Source organism: Sphingomonas rubra (assembly GCF_900115745.1).
Lineage (GTDB): Bacteria > Pseudomonadota > Alphaproteobacteria > Sphingomonadales > Sphingomonadaceae > Sphingomonas > Sphingomonas rubra.
The window spans coordinates 139,391-156,597 of sequence record NZ_FOXP01000006.1 but is presented as its reverse complement, the minus strand read 5'-3'; the positions used below and the strand labels follow the sequence as shown (position 1 = coordinate 156,597).

Below are 17,207 nucleotides of genomic sequence, written 5' to 3'. Positions count from 1 at the left end.
CCGGGGTCCAGCTGGGTGGCGGCTGCGATCGGCAAGGGAGGTTCGCCCAACTGGGCCCCGGCCTTCGCCGGGGAACTCGACAAAGGAAGGGCGCGCGCGTCGCTCACTTGCCGGGCTTCGTCGGGCGGATCGAGAGGGTGGAGCGGGTCTGCACCGGCACCGCGATGTTGGGGTCCTCGATATTGCCGGGCATCGGCGCCGAGGGGATCGGGGGGGCGGCGTTCATGTAATCGCGGACGAGCTGGTCGATCGAGGGCTCGACGTTCGGCTGCGCGTAGCCCTGCACGGCGCGAAGATAGCCGTAGCGTTGCTCCGTGACGCGACGGCTATCCTCGGGCGTGCGCAGGATGGTCGGGCGGATGAAGACCATCAGGTTGGTCTTGGCACGCGTCCGCGCCTTGGAACGGAACAGCTGGCCCAGCACGGGAATGTCGCCGAGCAGCGGGATCTTCTCGATCGTCCGCCGCTCGTTGTCGTCGAGCAGGCCGCCGATGACGGTGATCTGCCCGTCGTCGGGGGTGAACACGTTCTCGAACGCGCGCTTGTTGAGGATCAGTTCCTGGTTGCTGGACGAGACGGGACCGGCGATCGAGCTGACCTCCAGCCGCACGAACATCTTCAAGGAGCCGTTGGCGTTGACCTGCGGCTTCACGTCGAGCTGGATGCCGACATTCTGGCGCTGCACGGTGCGGAACGCGTTGTCGAAATTGTTCGACAGCGCCTGGCCGGTGGTGACCGGAATCTCCTGCCCGACCAGGCTGTGCGCCTGCTGATTATCGAGCGTGATGATGTGCGGCACCTGGAGCAGGTTGGACGTGTTGTCCGCCTTTACCGCGTTGATGATCGCGCCGAAGATGGTGTCGCCGATCTTGCCGCCGAAGCCGCCGAAGCCGCCCGCGGTGCCGAGGATCGAGGTGATCGCGGACTGGGTCAACTGGTCGGCCCCCGTCGCGGTGTTGGTGGTTTCCGTCCGGGTACCGTCGGGGGCGACGACGATCGTGCGGTTCGTCGCCAGCTCGCGCGCGCCGACCGCGCCCGCGATCTGGAGGATGTTGGGCGCCGAGTTGGAGAAGGTGGAGGCCGCGAAGGCGCCGCCCTTGAGATTGCCGAGCAGGAACTGGGCGCCGAGCCGGTTGATCGTGGTGTCGGATACCTCGGCGATGATCGCCTCGATCAGCACCTGTTCGCGCCGGGTATCGAGCTGGCGGATCACGTCGCCGAGCTGGCGCTGGATGTCGGCGGGGCCGGCGATGACGATGGCGTTGGCGCCGGCGAAGCGGGTGACGACCGCGGCGGTGCGGCCGCCCTGCGTCGTCACCGCCGCCTGCTGTCCGTTGGGGGTCGCGCCGCTGCCGCCGGCCGATTGCTGCTGCGGCTGCTGGATGATCTGCGGCGCGATCGTGCCCGACGACACGCCGGTGGTGCCGTTGGTCTGCTGGAACGTGCCGCGCGACAGCGTCGTCTCCTGCACCGGATCGGGCGTCTGGCCGACGAGCTGCTGGAGCACGGGGAGGAGCTGCGACGCGTCGGCATTCTCTAGGAACACGACGCGGATCTCGGTGCCCGAGCGCGCCTTTCGATCCAGCTCGGCGGCGACGGCGGCGAGGCGCGACACCGTCGACGGGTCGCCGCGCAGGACCACGGAGTTGGAGCTGTCGATCGACACCACCGAGACGCCGCCGGCGCTCGCACCGCCGCCACCGCCCGCGGGGGCCCCGCCCTGCCCGCCCGCCGCGCCGCTGGCACCGCTGGCGAGTGCCTGGAGCGCGGTCGCGACCTCGCGCGCGCCGGCGTTCTGGAGCGTGACCACGCGGGTCGAGGCGCTGTCGGTGTCGATCCGGCGCAGCACCTCGCGGATGCGGCGGATATTGTCGGCGAAATCGACCACGACCAGGCTGTTGGCGCCGCGATTGGCGGTGACCGAGCCTTGCGCGGAGACCAGCGGGCGCACCGTATCGACCGCGGAGGGCGCATCGATCGAGCGCAGGCGCACGATCTCCGTCACGAAGCTGTTGCGCGCGGCACCGGCGGCGCCGACGCGGGTCGGTTGCGAGGCGGCGTTGTCGATCGGCTGGATGCGCAGCGCGCCGTTGCCGGTGGGCACCGCGACCAGGCCGTTGGCGCGCAAGGTGGACAGGAACGCCTCGAAATATTCGGAGCGCGACAACGGCCGGTCAGTGACCACCGTCACCTTGCCGGTCACGCGGTTGTCGATGATGAAGGTACGGCCGGTGACGCGCGCGGCATCGGCGATGAAGGCGCGGATGTCGGCGTCGCGGACGTTGAGCGTAGTCTGCGCCCCGATCGGCGCGGAGAACGGCGTCGCGGACAGGATCAGCGCGGACGCGAGAAGGCGGGAAAGCTTCATGGATTGCTGCGTGCTACCGTGATGGAGAGCGGCAGCGTGTTCTGCCCCCGCTCGACGATGATGGGGATGGCGCCGCCATCCGCGAACTCGATCGCGACCCGGTCGAGATCGCCCGGGCCGCTGACCGGCCGGCCGGCGATGGAGGTGACGACGTCGCCGTCGCGCAGGCCGGCGTTGCGGAACACCTCGCCCGACCCTTGCGCGCGGACGGTGAGGCCGCTGACCCGGCCGCCGTCGATGCGCGGGATGAAGCCGATCTCCTGGCGCAGGCGGGCGACCGGTACGCCGGGAGCGGCGGGCGGCGCACCGGGGATGCCGGCGGGCGCGCCGGGCGGCGGGGGCGGCGCGGCGGACTGATCCAGGAACAGGTCCTCGGTGGTGCCGCCGCGATCCAGCGTGACATGGTCGAACGCCACCGCCTTCAGCCGCACGCCGGGCTGCACCTCCTCGCCCACACCGACGCTCTGCTGGACGCCGTCGGGCCCGGCGAGGATCGCCGAGCCGCGGCCGGTCGCCTCGTCCAGGCGGATGCCGAATAGGGTGAGCTGAAGGCTGGTGACGGCGGCGGGCTGTCCGGCGGGGGCGCCGAGGCGGAAGAAGGGATCGAAACCGGCGAGGATGGAGGCGGCGGGCCCCGGTAGCACGACGCCGGCCGGCCGCCACTCGCCGAGCGGCGACACGGGGGTGGCGAGCGTCCAGATCAGCCGCGAGACCTGCACCGCGAGGCCGGCCATCAGCGCGAGTTCCGCGACCGAGTAGATGTTGATGACGGGCAGGCGCCGCAGCCAGCGGCGCGCGCGCGCGTCGAGCTTCAATCGCATGACGTGTCCATCCCGCCCCCGGGTATCGCCTCCCGTTAAGCATGGCATGTTACGGGCTCGCGTCGGAATACGGAAACATAATCGCACTGGCGCGAGGCGGGCCGACGCTGGCACAAGCGGGGCATGACCTCTCTCGGATCGGGGCTCGACGCGGGGCCCATCGTCGACCGCATCCTGGCGCAGGGGCAGGTGCAGCGCCTGCCCTCCCCCAAGCTGACGCTGTTCGTGCGGCGCGGCTTCCTGTCGCCCGACCTGTGCTCGGCGCTGATCGAACGGATCGACCGGGTGCGGCGCCCCTCGACGATCGCCGACGCGAACGGCGACGCGGGGTACCGGACCAGCGAGACGGGCGACCTGGACGCGGCCGATCCGGTGGTCGCGGCGGTGGAGGCGACGATCGCCGGCTTCACCGGGCTGGACCCTGCGCACGGAGAGCCGCTGCAAGGGCAGCGCTACGCGGTGGGGCAGGAGTTCAAGGGGCATACCGATTATTTCGAGCCGAACGGCGTCGACTACGACCGCTACTGCTCGGTGGCGGGCAACCGGACGTGGACGGTGATGGTCTATCTCAACGAACCGGGCGCCGGCGGCGCGACGCGGTTCAAGGCGGTGGACAAGACGATCCAGCCGGAAACGGGCAAGCTGGTGGCCTGGAACAACCGGCGCGACGACGGCAGCCTCAACCCCGCGACCATCCACCACGGCATGAAGGTGCGCGAGGGGGTGAAGTACGTGATTACCAAATGGTACCGCGAGCGGGCGTGGGGGTGAGGTCTTCCGCTCCCCTCCCGCGAACGGGAGGGGGACTGCGGCGTCAGAACTGGATGCTGGCGCCCAGCGCGAAGGTGCGGCCGAGGCGGTAGCGGTTGATGTCGACCTTGCCCGCCTCGAACGACTGGAACTCGCGGTAGCCGGTGCCGGTCAGGTTGCGCGCCTCCGCCTTGATCTCGATCGTCTTGCCGAACACGGGGATGCCCTGCCGCGCGACCACGTCGAGGCGGATGCCGGGGCGCTCGACCAAGTCGGGCAGGCGCACGCCGCCGCCGCCCGCGACGGGCCCGCGGTTGGTGACGCGGTTGGAGGCGTAGTTGAACAAGGCGGTCAGCTGGCTGAGCGTCGCCTTGTCCTCGATGCCGAGCTGGAGGTTGACGAGGTGGTCCGACTGGCCGACCAGCGCCGCGCCGTCCTGGAACAGGATGTTGGCCGGGCGCAGCACGGGGTTGGCGCCGGTCGACAGCGGGCTGGCGATCAGCTCGTCACCCACCTCGATCTTCGACTTGGTATAGGTGTAGTTGACCATCGCGAGCAGGCGGCGGGTGGCGAAGAAATCGCCGAGGCCGACCAGCGGCACGTATTTCTGGAACTCGACCTCGCCGCCGTAGAGCTTGGCCTGCGGCGCGTTGGCGAAGCCGGTCTGGAGCGTGTCGGAGCCCGCCGGGAAGAACGCCACCGCCTCGATCGGATCGTCGATCCGCTTGTAGAAGCCGGCGATGTTGAAACGCTGGTCGCGCGCGAAATACCATTCGTAGCGGAGTTCGGCGTTGTAGAGTTGCGAGTCGTTCAGGAAGGCGTTGCCGAAGAACAGGCGATCGCTCTCAAAATCCTGGTAGAGCTGCGGCGCGAGTTCGCGGAACTGCGGGCGGGCCAGCGTCTTCGACAGGTGGCCGCGCAGCTGCATGTCCTCCGCGAAGTTCCAGGTGATCGTGACCGCGGGCAGCCAGTAATTGTTCTTGAGCCGGGTCGCGGCGGCGTTGCCCGACGGGGTGACCCGCTCGGTCGCGGTTTCCCAGCGCACGCCGGTCTGCGCGCGCAGGCCGTCGATGATCTCGCCCTCCACCTGCGCGTAAGCGCCGTGAACGACCAGGTTGGCGTCGTAGGCGGCGGCGCCCTGGCCGGTGGAGGTATTGCGCAGGGAGATGCCGAAGCGCTGGATCGTCGAATCGGCCAGCAGGAAATCGGGCCGCAACTGCGCCACGTCGTTGTTCACCGGACCGTTGTTGGGTCCCGTGTACTGGAAGGTGTAGCGCGTCGAGTCGCGCGCCGTGTCGGTATAGGCGTAGCCGATCGACAGCGCGAAGGGGCGGTCGGCGGGCACGTTCCAGGTCAGGTTGCCCTGGCCCGAATATTGCCGCTCGTCGAGTTCGGAAAAGGCGATGGACGCGCTCTGCAAGCCGCTGAGATTATTCTGATAGTCGCGGATCGCGGGATTGTACTGATAGGTAAAGGCGCGCTCGTACGGCGAGTCGCGGCTCGTCTTGGCGTAGGAGCCGCGCACGTCCAGCGCGACGTCGTTCCACTTGAACTCGCCCACGCCTTGCGTGTCGAACAGCTCGCGCTCGAACCAGCTGGTGTTCTGGACGATGAACGGCTGGATGCCGCCGGGCAGGATGCCGATATTGGCGGTGCTGCCGCGGCTGAGCCGGCCCTGCTTCACCGTGTCGTGCAGGTAGAGGTTGGTGATGCGGATCTTGTTCTCGCCCCATTCCGCGCCCAGCCCGACCAGGCCGTTGACGATGGCGCGGTTGTCGGTGAGCACCGTGCGGAAATCGCGGGTCAGGATGCCGGTCGGATCGTCGGTGGATTGCTGGGTGTCGTCGCGGGTGCGCCAGCCGTTGCTGATCCCCGCCGCGGCGATCAGGCCGACGCGGACCGAGCCGACGTCGATCGAACTGCCCCAGCTCGCCTCGCCCGACCAGTTGGCGGGCAGCTGGTTGTTGGTCTGGAGCTGCGTCGTCTGCGCGTTGTTCAACGCGGCGACCTGCGTGGGCGCCAGCGACCGGCCGTTCAGCCCGGCGTCGCGGATGAACTGCGGCGTGTTGCGGGTGCCCGAATCGAATCCCGTCCAGTCGCGGCTGCCGCCGTCATAGACGTAGCCGAGTTCCGAGGTGGTGACCGTGTCGGCGCCGATCGAGCCGCCGATCTGGAGAAAGCTCTCGTTGGGCACGGCGCGCGTCGTCAGGTTGATGACGCCGCCGCCGAACTCGCCGCCATAATTCACCGAGTAGCTCTTCTGGACCAGGGCCGAGGAGACGATGTTGGTCGGGAAGATGTCGAGCGGGACGACGCGGCGCAGCGGCTCGGGACTGGGCAGCGGCGAGCCGTTGAGCAGCGACGAGGAATAACGATCGCCGAGGCCGCGCACGTAGACGAAACCGTTGCCGACCACCGAAAGGCCGGTGACGCGGGTCAGCGCGCCGGCGATGTCGCCCTCACCCGTCCGCGCGATGTCGGCGGTGGAGAGGACGTTGATGACCTCCGGCGTGGCGCGGACGACGTTGGGGATGTTGCGGCCGACCACGACGATCTCGTCAGGCTCGGTGCCGCCGCCGGGGGTGGAGACGTCGACCGGCTCCGCCGGCTCGGCGGCGTCGGCCTGCGCCGCTGGCGAGGCGAGCTGGCCGGGCACCGACGACTGGATGTCGCGCGTGTCGATGGGGCGGCCGGCGTTCGGGGAGACGACGCTGCCCGCGGGTGCACCGCCGACGCCACCACCCGACGGCGGCGCGGTTTGCGCGTGCAGCGCGGCGGGCATCAGCATCGTCGTGCCGAGCAGGATGGTCGCGAAGGTCTTGGTCATGGCTGCCCCGGCAGTTCGAGATGCGGGTCGAAAGGTCGCGGGCAGCCTCCCCCGAGGCTGCCCGCCGGTCGCTCAGGTCAGTTGGTCGGCAGGCCGGTGCAGTTGCCGCTGGTCGAGCCGAACGAGGCGCGGTTGGAATTGCAGGTCCAGCCGCGGAAGTTGGTGTCGTTCGGACCGTTCACCGCGCCGACGAAGCTCGTCTGCACGAAGAAGGAGGTGCCCGACGGGTTGAGCGTCGCGGCGTTGAACGGGGTCGCCGTCGCGGCGGCGCCGGCCGGCAGGTAGATGCCCGTCAGGAGGCCGGTGCCGCTCTCGACATTGTTGGTGCCCGCGGTGAACGCCGCGCGCTGCTCGGCGGTGGTGACGGTAACGCCGTTGACCGTGGTCTCCGCGAACGGCGTGGCACAGCCGAACAGCACCGAGTCGAAGCGCGGCGGACCGTCGTCATCAAGGCCGGCATTGGCGGGCCGGACCGTGCTCTTGCCGTTGCTGGCGTCGCCCGCGACGATGTTGAGGCAGGCGCTCGGCCCGACGACGATGCCGTTGACGAAGCGCGCGTCGGCGCCGCCGCGGATGCGGATCGCGGCGTTGGTCGCCGCCGTCGTGGAGACGAAGGTGAAGTTCGCCAGACGGTATTTCTGACGGGGCAGCGCGTCCTCGTTGCCGTTCGAGTCGAGCTCGGTGGCGTAATTGTCGGTCTGCGTGTTGGTCGGCTTCTGGATGGCGAGCACGAACTGCGCGAAGCCCTGCCAACCCACGTCGGTATCCAGCCCGTCGTCGTCCGAACCGGTCAGCGCCAGGTAGCGCAGATTGGTGCGGCCGCCGAAGATCTCGATGCCGTCATCGGACGAATTATGGACCTGGACGTGGTCGACCGTGGTGCCCGACCCGGTGCCGCCGAGCGTCAGGCCCTGCAGCTCGTTGTTGGGGCTGATGATGGTGCCCGAGTAGCGGATCTGGACGTAGCGAACGGTGCCCGAATTGTCGGTGGGCGTCGCGCCGCCGTACAGCGCAGTGGAGGTGCCCTCGACCACGTTCTCGCAGGTCGCGGAGCCGCCCGCCACCGTGGCGTTGCAGTTGGAGATCGGCGCGCGGCCCGCCAGGATGATGCCGCCCCACAGGCCCTGGCTCTCGTCGGTGACGCCGCCGGTCAGGTTCTCGCGCGCGGTGAAGATGATTGGCAGCGTCTCCGTGCCCTCCGCCACCAGGCGCGAGCCGCGGTTGACGACCATGTAGTCGTTGTCGGCATTGGCGGTGTTGGCATAGACCAGCGCACCGGCGGCGATGGTCAGCACGGTGGACACGCCGCCCGGCGTGGTGCCCGCGCCGCCGATGTCGACGCCCACGTCGACGCGGCCGTTGATCTCGTAGGCGACGCCCGCGACGCGCGGCAGCGACAGGGCCGAGGTGATGAGCGAGGGAATGCGGCAGCCGCGATAGGCCGTGCCGATCACGCCGACGTCGGTCGTGCCGGTCGGGCAGGACGCGGCAGGCGTGCCCGCGGTCGGCGTCGGCGTGCCGGTGGGCGTCGGGGTGGGCGTGTTGCCGCCGGGAACGAAGGTCGGATCGCCCGGCGAGGCGACGCTGTCGGCGCCGTCGCACGAGGCGAGCGCCATGCAGGCGACACTCGCCATCAGCAGGCGGACGTTACGCGAAGAGGCGGCCATGAAATGCTCCCTGACGATAAGGTGGGGGTTCGTTGCCCCGATCGACTTGGGTGTTCCCGGCCGATCTTCCGAGGGTGGCGGTTAGGCGCGCTTCATGACGGTTGCGTGCGAGTTCCGCGACGCGGTCGTGACGGTGGCGTGACGGTTTCGTGACGAGGCGTGGCGGACACGGATTGGGTCCGGAATGGAGAAAACTGGGTGTGGAGGTGTATCCGCCATGCTCCGTCATCCCGGCGAAGGTCGGGGCCCCGATGGGGTAGCGATCGTGATCTGCGGCGATTGTCCACCATCTGGACCCTGGCCTTCGCCGGGGTGGAGGATGTGGTTGGGCGGCAGTGGAATTAGCCTTCCGCCACCTCCATCAGGCGGGTGCCGCCGCGCGCGACGATCAAATGGTCGTGGAGGCGCACGCCGAGATGCTCCCCGGCCGCCGCCAGCGCGCGAGTAAAGCGCCGGTCGGCCAGGCTGGGGCTGGGATCGCCGCTGGGATGGTTGTGCACCAGGATCAGCCCGGTGGCGCCCAGTTCCAGCGCGCGCGCCATGACCTGGCGCGGTTCCACCGCCAGCGCGTCGGGACCGCCGCGGGCGACCACCTCCTCCGCCAACAGTTCGCGCCCGCGATTGAGGAAGAAGACGCGCAGCGACTCCGTCGGGTCGTGCGCCATGCGGTGGTAGAGGTAATCGATCAGCTCGTACCGGGTCGCCATCACCGGCCCGCGCACCGCCGGCTCGCGCAGCGCCCACAGCATCGCGGCACGGTGCGCGGCGACGAGGGCCGCGGCGGGCTCGCCGACCAGCGCCGCGAGGCGGCGGCGCGGTGCGGCGCCGATCGCGGCGAGCGAGCCGAAGGCGGCGATCAGCCGGTCGGCAGCCTCGCGCGCGTCGCCGCGGTCGACCACGGCCAGGAGATCGACCAGGACGGATCGCAGCCCGTCCGCGCCAGCCGTCGCCGGTGGCGGCGCGTCGCCAGGATCAGCAGGATCAGGCCGGGATAGGCGGTCAGCGAGTGGGCCGCCTGATACACGTTGGACAGGATCGCCGGATCGATCGCCTTGGCGACGTGGCCGACCACCCCGAAGCTGTGGATCGCGGTCAGCCATAGCGGCCAGAACCGATCGGCAGCGAGCGCCACGGCGAGCAGCACCGCCAGCATCGCGGCATCGACCAGCAGCACGCCGATCTCGACATGGTAGAAATGCCCCGTGCGAGAGCCGCCGACGCCGATCGCCACGATCCAGGTGGCGACCGTGCCGGCCATCAGCGTCGCGGCGACGATCCGCTCGGGCGCCCCGCCCCGCCACGCGGCATGACCGCAGGCGACGAGCAGGAGCGCGTAGAAGACGAGGACGTGCAACCGCGAAGCTCCGGATCTCAGGCCACGGCGAGCCGCGCGGCAGCGGGCACGGCAGCGGGAGCGGCCTCGGCGGCCAGGCTCTTGACGAAGGCGTTGCACTCGAACTGGTCGCCATAGGCCTGGGTCAACCCCGCCTCCTTGGCGTAAGCGAGCAATTGCCCGTGGGCGCGAGCCACCTTGCCACGCGCGTCGACCAGCGCCGTGAGCGTCTCGGTCGCGGCGTCGAGCACGCGCTGCGCTTCGATCGGCCGAGCGCCGGCCTTGAACAGCTCGTCGAGCAGCTCGGCGGGCAGTTTGGCCGAGGAGCGGGCGGCGAGGTCGATATCCTGTTCCAGCGACAACAGCCGGTTGGCGATCTTCAGCGCGGCGGCGGGCGAGATGGTGGTCATGGCGGTACTCCGGCGCGCCGGCGAAGGAACGGCGCGGGTGTGGGAAGCGCGGGTCAGAAGTTCAGCCCCCTGCTCGCCTGGACGAAGAAGCCAACCGCCGCGATCAGCAGCACGGTCAGCAACACCACCAAGGCGAGCCGGGCGCCCAGCCCCAGCCCGTTGCGCTGCCCCCTTCGCGTCGGCCCCGGCAGGAGGAGGCTGCGCCCGACCAGCCCACCGACCCCGATCGAGCCGTGAGCGCCGTCGCGCAGTTCCCCGGCCGGGTCCGACCGGCGGGGCGGTTCGTCGTCGAGATAGGAGCGGTCGGCGATCCCGCCCGGAGCACTAGTACGCGGAGCACCAGTATCGGCGGCACTGGTATCTGGGGCACCGCTCCCCTTCCACGCGGCCACCAGACGGGCCGCGTCGATCGAGCGGCCGACGCCGAGCGCCGCGCGCGCGGCGCTCAGATGATTCTTGACGGTGAGGTCGGAGATGCCGAGCCGACGGCCGATCTCCTTGGCCTCGTACCCCTGCGCGACGAGGTGCAGGCATTCGAGCTGGCGGGGGCTGAGGGCCGAGAGGCGGTCGGCGGTCACGGGAAACGTCCTGGCGAGCGGGGGGCCGGGCCGTTCTACCTCCGGCGGGCGGCGGGCGGGTCGAACGATCCCTCCGTTTCGGAGCAAGGTTCCACGGCCATGTCGCCGATTGCGCTTCGTCGGCTTTGCCGACAGGACGGGCGCCAACAAGGGAGAACCATATGCCGACCGGCCTTGCCGCGCTTCTCGACGACATCGCGGGCCTGACCCGCCTCGCCGCCGCCTCGCTGGACGATGTCGGCGCTGCCGCGGGGCGCGCGGGCGCCAAGGCGGCGGGTGTGGTGATCGACGACGCCGCGGTGACGCCGCGCTACGTCGTCGGCCTGTCGCCGGCGCGCGAGTTGCCGATCATCGGGCGGATCGCGCTGGGATCGTTACGCAACAAGCTGCTGATCCTGCTGCCGGTCGCGCTGGTGCTGAGCGCGTTCGCGCCCTGGGCGCTGACGCCGCTGCTGATGATCGGCGGCGCCTATCTCTGCTTCGAAGGGGCGGAGAAGGTGTGGGAGGCGGTGTTGGGCAACGGCCATGCCGTCGAGCAGGTGTCGGCGGCGACCACGCCCGAGGCGCTGGAGAAGGAGAAGATCGCCGGCGCCGTCCGTACCGACTTCATCCTGTCCGCCGAGATCATGGCGATCGCGCTGGGCGAGGTGGCGACTGGATCGATCCTCAACCAGGCGGTGGCGCTGGCGGTGGTCGCGGTGGCGATCACCGCGGGCGTGTACGGTGCGGTCGGGCTGATCGTGAAGCTGGACGACATCGGACTGGCGCTGGCCAAGCGGCCGTCGGCGGCGGTGCAGGCGATCGGGCGCGGGATGGTGAAGGCGATGCCGGTCATCATGTCGGTGCTGTCGGTGGTGGGCATCGCGGCGATGATCTGGGTCGGCGGGCAGATCGTCTGGCACGGGCTGGAGGTGCTGGGCGTCGAAGGGCCGGCACACGTGATCCACGGGCTGGCCGGGGCGGCGGCGGGTGCGGTGCCGGCGCTGCACGGCACCGTCGAGTGGGTGGTGACGGCGGCGTGCTCGGCGGTGGTAGGGCTGGTGGTCGGCGGCGTGATCGCGGCGGTGGTGCACAAGGTGAAGCATCGCGGGGGGCATTGAGCCGCGCCCGTTCCACTTCTTCGTCATGCCGGGCTCGACCCGGCATCCATGGTGCCGCATGGCCATCAGCCGCGAGGTACGCCGACCGATGGACCCCGGATCAAGTCCGGGGTGACGAACACTGGAGAGGATCAGACACGAAAAGGCCCGCCGCTCTGTCGAGCCGCGGGCCTTTTCAAAACGCCGGTACGATGGTGGGCGCGACAGGGATTGAACCTGTGACCCCACCCGTGTGAAGGGTGTGCTCTACCGCTGAGCTACGCGCCCATCGTCACCGGAGGCAGCCCTCTAGGCGGGGGCGCGGTGCCTTGGCAAGGGGTTAGTTGACCGAGTCCTTCAGGAGCTTGCCCGCCTTGAACTTGGGCTGGCTGGACGCCTTGATCGTCATCGGCTCGCCGGTGCGCGGATTGCGGCCGGTGGACGCCTTGCGCTTCGAGACGGAGAAGGTGCCGAAGCCGACCAGGCGCACCTCGTCCCCCTTCTTGAGGCTGGCGGAGATGGCGTCGAACACCGCCTCCACCGCCTTCACCGCGTCGCTGCGCTGGAGACCCGCGGTATCGGCGACCGACGCGATCAGCTCCTGCTTGTTCATCAATGTTCCCCCGGAAAAGAATCGCTGCGCCCGCGAAAACATACGGCCGCGATCGGCCGCACTTAATCGCGGGCGCCGCGCCCAAGTCAACCGCCGCGCCGACTCCGTTCGTCGCGGCGATAACCCGGATCAGTGCGGCAGGCCGCCGGACACTGTTCCCGCCGGCGCGATCGGCGCGGGCGGCAGCGCGGCGAGCTCGTCCGCGTCGGTCCACTCGATCGCCTCCAGCGGCTCGACCAGCGCCAGCTTCAGCACTTCGTCGACGTGCGTCACCGGTACGATGGTGAGACCATCCTTGATGTTCTGCGGGATGTCGGCGAGATCCTTCTCGTTCTCCTGCGGGATCAGCACGGTGGTGATACCGCCGCGCAGCGCCGCCAAGAGCTTCTCCTTCAACCCGCCGATCGGCAGCACGCGGCCGCGCAGCGTCACCTCGCCGGTCATCGCCACTTCGCGCCGCACCGCGACGCCGGTCAGCGTCGAGACGAGCGAGGTGACCAGGCCGATACCCGCCGACGGTCCGTCCTTGGGCACCGCGCCCTCGGGCAGGTGGACGTGGACGTCCTTGCGGTGGAACAGCGACGGCTTGATCCCGTAGCTCGGCGCGCGTGCCTTGACGTAGCTCCACGCCGCCTCGACCGACTCCTTCATCACGTCGCCGAGCTTGCCGGTGGTTCGCACCGCGCCCTTGCCGCCGACCGTGACCGATTCGATGGTCAGCAGCTCGCCGCCCACCTCCGTCCAGGCGAGGCCGGTGACCGCACCGATCTGGTGCTCGGTCTCCGACAGGCCGTGGCGATATTTCTGGACGCCGGCGAACTCGTGGAGGTTGTCGGGCGTGACGGTGACGCTCGTCGCCTTGCCCTCCAGGATGCGGCGCAGCGCTTTGCGCGCGAGCTTGGCGATCTCGCGCTCCAGCGTGCGGACGCCCGCCTCGCGCGTGTAGCGCTGGATCAGCGCGCGCAGGCCCTCATGGGTCAGCGTGAACTCGCCCGCCTTCAGCCCGTGCGCCTCGACCTGCTTGGCGACGAGGTGCCGCTCGGCGATCTCGACCTTCTCGTCCTCGGTATAGCCTTCCAGCCGGATGATCTCCATCCGGTCGAGCAGCGGCTGCGGCAGGTTGAGCGTGTTCGCCGTGCAGACGAACATCACGTCCGACAGGTCGAGGTCGATCTCGAGATAATGGTCCTGGAACTTGCCGTTCTGCTCCGGGTCGAGCACCTCCAGCAAGGCCGAGGCCGGATCGCCGCGGAAATCCTGGCCGAGCTTGTCGATCTCGTCGAGCAGAAACAGCGGGTTGCTCGTCCCCGCCTTCTTCAGATTGGTGACGATCTTGCCCGGCAGCGAGCCGATATAGGTACGGCGATGGCCGCGGATCTCCGCCTCGTCGCGCACGCCGCCCAGCGACTGGCGGATGAACTCGCGCCCGCACGCCTTGGCGATCGACTGGCCGAGCGAGGTCTTGCCGACGCCGGGCGGGCCGACCAGGCACAAGATCGGCCCCTTCAGCTTGTTGGTGCGCGCCTGCACGCCGAGATACTCGACGATCCGGTCCTTCACCTTCTCCAGCGCGTAATGATCCTCGTCGAGGATCGCCTGCGCCGCGGCGATGTCCTTCTTGACCTTCGACTTCTTGCCCCAGGGCAGGCCGAGCAGCACGTCGAGATAGTTGCGGACCACCGTCGATTCGGCCGACATCGGCGCCATCGACTTGAGCTTCTTCAGCTCGGCGGTCGCCTTGGTCCGCGCTTCCTTGGAGAGCTTCAGCGTCGCGATCTTCTGGGTCAACTCGGCGATCTCGTCGCCGTCGCCTTCCTCGTCGCCGTTGCCGAGTTCGCGCTGAATCGCCTTCAACTGCTCGTTGAGGTAGTATTCGCGCTGCGACTTCTCCATCTGGCGCTTGACGCGGCTCTTGATCTTCTTCTCGACCTGAAGGACGCCGAGTTCGCCCTCCATCAGCGCGAAGACCATCTCCAGCCGCTTGGCGGGATCGACCTCGACCAGCAGCGCCTGCTTGTCGGCGACCTTGGCCTGGACGTTGGCGACGACCGCGTCGGACAGGAGCGCGGCCTTGGTCATCTCGCCCAGCTGCGCGCCGGTTTCCGACGGCACCTTCTTGTTGAGCTTGGCATAGCTCTCGAACTGGTTGACCACCGAGCGCATCAGCGCCTCGACCTCGACGCCCTCGGCCTCGCGGTCTTCGAGCATCTCCACCGTGGCGGTCAGGTACGTCTCGCGGGCGGTCAGCTCGTCCAGCCGGGCGCGCGCCTTGCCCTCGACCAGCACGCGCACGGTGCCGTCGGGCAGCTTCAGCAACTGGAGCACGGTGGCGGTGACGCCGACCTCGTACAAATCCTCGCGTGCGGGATCGTCGTGCGCGGGGTCGAGCTGGGCGACGAGGAAGATCTCCTTGTCCGCGTTCATCGCGGCCTCCAGCGCGGCGACCGACTTGTCGCGGCCGACGAACAGCGGAACGATCATGTTGGGGAAGACGACGATGTCGCGCAGCGGCAGGACGGGGTAGGACTGGTTCATTGGGGCTCCGCTCGGGCGCCGTAAGCAGGCGCCTGTTCCGTGCACTTATATGGGAAGCGTTCCGAAACCATCAATCAGCTTGCGATGGCGCGTTTCCCTGCCGATCGAGTGGCCACCATTCCCACCCCACTCACTACCGTCACCCCGGACTTGATCCGGGGTCCATCGTGCCGCGAGAGCAGCGGGCCGTTGGTCGTGCGGAAGCATGGACCCCGGATCAAGTCCGGGGTGACGGAGCGGTTGGGCGACAGGCGGCTTGCACCTGCCTTCCGCTAAGGCGATGCAGGGCGCATGATCCTGCTCCCCCTCCTCCTCGCCGCCGCCACTCCGGTCAAGCCACCTGCCAAGGGCACGCCGCCGATCAGCGAGCAGACGCAGAAATCCGGCGGCCCCCGCCCGGCCGAACAACTGGCGGTGCGCTTCGACAGCGCCGACCTGGCCTTCGAGCTGCTGCCGGAACGATACCGGCTGGAGGGCGTCGCGACGCTGGGCTTCACCGCCATCAAACCCGTCGCGCGGCTGATCTTGGATCTCGATTCCAACCTCCCGGTCAGCGCGGTGGCGGTCGACGGCGCGCCCCTGCCCGCCGGCCGGATCACGCGACCGGACGGGCAGCTGATCGTCACCCTGCCCCGCCCGCTCGCGGCGGGGGAGAAGACGTCAGTCCGCATCACCTATGGCGGCACACCGCACGTCGCGCTCAACGCGCCGTGGGACGACGGGGTGGTGTGGTCGAAGACCAAGGACGGGCGGCTGTGGTTCGCGACCACGGCGGAAGGCTATGGCTGCGACCTGTTCTGGCCCTGCCTCGACTTTCCGCGCGGCGAGCCGGCGATGGCGACGATCCACGTCACCGTGCCCAAGGGGCTGGAGGCGCCCTCCAACGGCCGGCTGCTCGGCATCGACACGCTGCCGGACGGCCGCACCCGCTGGAACTGGCGCGCGCGCCAGCCCAACACCTACGCGATCGCGCTCAATGTCGGCCCCTACGAAGAGGTCACCGGCACTTACAAGAGCCGCTTCGGCAACAGCATCCCGATGACCTACTGGTACCTGCCCGGCGAGCGGCCCCAGGCGGAGAAGCTGTTCGCCGAGTTCGCGCCGACGCTCGACTTTTTCGAAAGCGTGGTCGGCCCCTATCCCTTCGGCGACGAGAAGCTCGGCGTGGTGGAGACGCCGCACAAGGGCATGGAGCACCAGACCATCAACGCCTACGGCAACAATTACGCCAAGGCGGTCGAGGGGTTCGACTGGCTGTTCCAGCACGAGCTGGCGCACGAATGGTTCGGCAACCAGCTGACCGCCGGCGACTGGGACGATTACTGGCTGCACGAGGGTTACGGCACCTTGATGCAGCCGATGTACGGCGAGTGGCGCGAGGGTCGCGCCCGCTACCAGGCGATGATGCAGGGCAGCCGCGCCGGCATCGCCAACAAGGTGCCGATGGTGCGGGGCCGCTCCGTCACCGAGGAGGAGGTGTACGAGCCGTCCAGGGGCGGGCCCGGCCAGGACATCTACAACAAGGGCGCGTGGATGCTGCACAGCTTGCGCTGGCTGATCGGCGAGCCCGCGTTCCGCGACGTGACCCGGCTTGCCGTCTACGGGCGCACCGATCCGAAACCCGGCAACTTCACGCCCCGTTACGGCTCGACCGCCGAATATGAGGGCTTCGTGCGGCAGGTGACGGGCAAGGATTACGGCTGGTTCTTCGACACCTATCTGCGGCGCGCAGCGCTTCCGGAACTGGTGGAGACGCGGAGCGACGGCACGCTGTCGCTGGCTTGGAAGGCACCGGGCGGCGCCTTCCCGATGCCGGTCGAGGTAGAGGTGGACGGCCGGCGCACGACGCTGCCGATGACGGGGGGCCGCGGCTCGCTCCCGGTCGCCGCCGACGCGCACGTGGTGATCGATCCGGACGCTCACGTGTTGAGGAGGTCCACCGCGATCGAGGAACTCCAGGCATGGCGCACGACCAGCAAGAAATGATCGACACGCAATTGGGCATCCGCCGCGCGGCCGAGATGGCGGCCGTGTTCATGATCGGCGACGGTCTGCTCGGCCTGTTCCAGCCGACGCGCCACGTCGCCTTGTGGCGGTCGGAGGTGACGGCGGTCGACCTCCTCGTCCGCCCCTTCGCCGGCCACCCCACCCGCCGCCGCCTCTACGGCGCGCTGCAAGCGGCGGCGGGGTTCGCCCTGGCGAGCCGGTTGCGGCGATAGCCTGCGG

The 17,207-nt window shown here is 69.4% G+C and carries 14 protein-coding genes and 1 tRNA gene; 4 read left to right on the top strand and 11 right to left on the bottom strand.

The features are described 5' to 3' along the window. Nucleotides 1–103: 103 nt before the first annotated feature. Nucleotides 104–2,368, bottom strand: coding sequence for a type II secretion system secretin GspD (gspD, locus tag BM145_RS09085; RefSeq protein ID WP_093333338.1), 2,265 nt, complete (start codon nucleotides 2,366–2,368; stop codon nucleotides 104–106). After that, complete coding sequence (locus tag BM145_RS09080) at nucleotides 2,365–3,189, bottom strand: type II secretion system protein N (protein ID WP_093333337.1); 825 nt, start codon at nucleotides 3,187–3,189, stop codon at nucleotides 2,365–2,367. Before BM145_RS09080 ends, gspD begins: the two co-directional genes overlap by 4 nt. 123 nt (nucleotides 3,190–3,312) lie before the next feature. Here BM145_RS09080 and BM145_RS09075 point away from each other — a divergent pair, with 123 nt between their 5' ends. Further along, the gene (locus BM145_RS09075) at nucleotides 3,313–3,960 is read left to right on the top strand and encodes a prolyl hydroxylase family protein (RefSeq protein WP_093333336.1); all 648 of its coding nucleotides are present in this window, start codon (nucleotides 3,313–3,315) and stop codon (nucleotides 3,958–3,960) included. 43 nt (nucleotides 3,961–4,003) lie between these two features. Here the strand turns inward: BM145_RS09075 and BM145_RS09070 are convergent, their stop codons facing one another. The 6 genes from BM145_RS09070 to BM145_RS09050 all read right to left on the bottom strand — a co-directional run bounded on the left by BM145_RS09070 (nucleotide 4,004) and on the right by BM145_RS09050 (nucleotide 10,754). Then, on the bottom strand, nucleotides 4,004–6,766 hold the full coding sequence (locus BM145_RS09070) for a TonB-dependent receptor domain-containing protein (protein WP_093333335.1): 2,763 nt from the start codon (nucleotides 6,764–6,766) through the stop codon (nucleotides 4,004–4,006). 77 nt (nucleotides 6,767–6,843) lie between these two features. Continuing rightward, nucleotides 6,844–8,433, bottom strand: a complete 1,590-nt coding sequence (locus BM145_RS09065; RefSeq protein ID WP_093333334.1) for a hypothetical protein — start codon at nucleotides 8,431–8,433, stop codon at nucleotides 6,844–6,846. A gap of 341 nt (nucleotides 8,434–8,774) precedes the next feature. Further along, nucleotides 8,775–9,332, bottom strand: a complete 558-nt coding sequence (locus BM145_RS16040) for a JAB domain-containing protein (protein ID WP_177200139.1) — start codon at nucleotides 9,330–9,332, stop codon at nucleotides 8,775–8,777. After that, on the bottom strand, nucleotides 9,290–9,787 hold the full coding sequence (locus BM145_RS16035) for a hypothetical protein (RefSeq protein ID WP_177200138.1): 498 nt from the start codon (nucleotides 9,785–9,787) through the stop codon (nucleotides 9,290–9,292). The genes BM145_RS16040 and BM145_RS16035 overlap by 43 nt, the downstream gene beginning before the upstream one ends. Before the next feature lie 17 nt (nucleotides 9,788–9,804). Then, nucleotides 9,805–10,176 (bottom strand): hypothetical protein, encoded by a 372-nt coding sequence (locus BM145_RS09055; protein WP_093333332.1) that lies wholly within the window; start codon nucleotides 10,174–10,176, stop codon nucleotides 9,805–9,807. Nucleotides 10,177–10,229: 53 nt separating this feature from the next. Next, nucleotides 10,230–10,754, bottom strand: coding sequence for a helix-turn-helix domain-containing protein (locus BM145_RS09050; RefSeq protein WP_177200137.1), 525 nt, complete (start codon nucleotides 10,752–10,754; stop codon nucleotides 10,230–10,232). A gap of 161 nt (nucleotides 10,755–10,915) precedes the next feature. On the opposite strand from BM145_RS09050, the gene BM145_RS09045 reads away from it, so the two are divergent. After that, on the top strand, nucleotides 10,916–11,854 hold the full coding sequence (locus BM145_RS09045; protein WP_093333330.1) for a DUF808 domain-containing protein: 939 nt from the start codon (nucleotides 10,916–10,918) through the stop codon (nucleotides 11,852–11,854). Nucleotides 11,855–12,046: 192 nt separating this feature from the next. Here the strand turns inward: BM145_RS09045 and BM145_RS09040 are convergent. The 3 genes from BM145_RS09040 to lon all read right to left on the bottom strand — a co-directional run bounded on the left by BM145_RS09040 (nucleotide 12,047) and on the right by lon (nucleotide 14,981). Beyond that, nucleotides 12,047–12,121: transfer RNA gene (locus BM145_RS09040), tRNA-Val, on the bottom strand. A 52-nt stretch (nucleotides 12,122–12,173) separates the two neighbouring features. Continuing rightward, nucleotides 12,174–12,446, bottom strand: coding sequence for an HU family DNA-binding protein (locus tag BM145_RS09035; protein WP_093333329.1), 273 nt, complete (start codon nucleotides 12,444–12,446; stop codon nucleotides 12,174–12,176). Between the two features lie 129 nt (nucleotides 12,447–12,575). Further along, nucleotides 12,576–14,981, bottom strand: a complete 2,406-nt coding sequence (gene lon / locus BM145_RS09030; RefSeq protein ID WP_093333328.1) for an endopeptidase La — start codon at nucleotides 14,979–14,981, stop codon at nucleotides 12,576–12,578. Between the two features lie 291 nt (nucleotides 14,982–15,272). Between lon and BM145_RS09025 the strand changes: the two genes are divergently transcribed. Together BM145_RS09025 and BM145_RS09020 are read left to right on the top strand one after the other, a co-directional pair. Next, nucleotides 15,273–16,967: a M1 family metallopeptidase gene (locus BM145_RS09025; RefSeq protein ID WP_093333327.1), complete on the top strand. Its 1,695-nt coding sequence runs from the start codon at nucleotides 15,273–15,275 to the stop codon at nucleotides 16,965–16,967. Further along, the gene (locus BM145_RS09020; RefSeq protein ID WP_093333326.1) at nucleotides 16,943–17,200 is read left to right on the top strand and encodes a hypothetical protein; all 258 of its coding nucleotides are present in this window, start codon (nucleotides 16,943–16,945) and stop codon (nucleotides 17,198–17,200) included. The genes BM145_RS09025 and BM145_RS09020 overlap by 25 nt, the downstream gene beginning before the upstream one ends. Nucleotides 17,201–17,207: the final 7 nt, after the last annotated feature.

Excerpts from the sequence above, each read along its gene's own strand:
- gspD (WP_093333338.1), bottom strand. The coding sequence starts at position 2,368 with ATGAAGCTTTCCCGCCTTCTCGCGTCCGCGCTGATCCTGTCCGCGACG.
- BM145_RS09065 (WP_093333334.1), bottom strand. The coding sequence starts at position 8,433 with ATGGCCGCCTCTTCGCGTAACGTCCGCCTGCTGATGGCGAGTGTCGCC.
- BM145_RS09080 (WP_093333337.1), bottom strand. The coding sequence starts at position 3,189 with ATGCGATTGAAGCTCGACGCGCGCGCGCGCCGCTGGCTGCGGCGCCTG.
- BM145_RS09075 (WP_093333336.1), top strand. The coding sequence starts at position 3,313 with ATGACCTCTCTCGGATCGGGGCTCGACGCGGGGCCCATCGTCGACCGC.
- BM145_RS09070 (WP_093333335.1), bottom strand. The coding sequence starts at position 6,766 with ATGACCAAGACCTTCGCGACCATCCTGCTCGGCACGACGATGCTGATG.
- lon (WP_093333328.1), bottom strand. The coding sequence starts at position 14,981 with ATGAACCAGTCCTACCCCGTCCTGCCGCTGCGCGACATCGTCGTCTTC.
- BM145_RS09020 (WP_093333326.1), top strand. The coding sequence starts at position 16,943 with ATGGCGCACGACCAGCAAGAAATGATCGACACGCAATTGGGCATCCGC.
- BM145_RS09055 (WP_093333332.1), bottom strand. The coding sequence starts at position 10,176 with ATGACCACCATCTCGCCCGCCGCCGCGCTGAAGATCGCCAACCGGCTG.
- BM145_RS09045 (WP_093333330.1), top strand. The coding sequence starts at position 10,916 with ATGCCGACCGGCCTTGCCGCGCTTCTCGACGACATCGCGGGCCTGACC.
- BM145_RS09035 (WP_093333329.1), bottom strand. The coding sequence starts at position 12,446 with ATGAACAAGCAGGAGCTGATCGCGTCGGTCGCCGATACCGCGGGTCTC.
- BM145_RS09025 (WP_093333327.1), top strand. The coding sequence starts at position 15,273 with ATGATCCTGCTCCCCCTCCTCCTCGCCGCCGCCACTCCGGTCAAGCCA.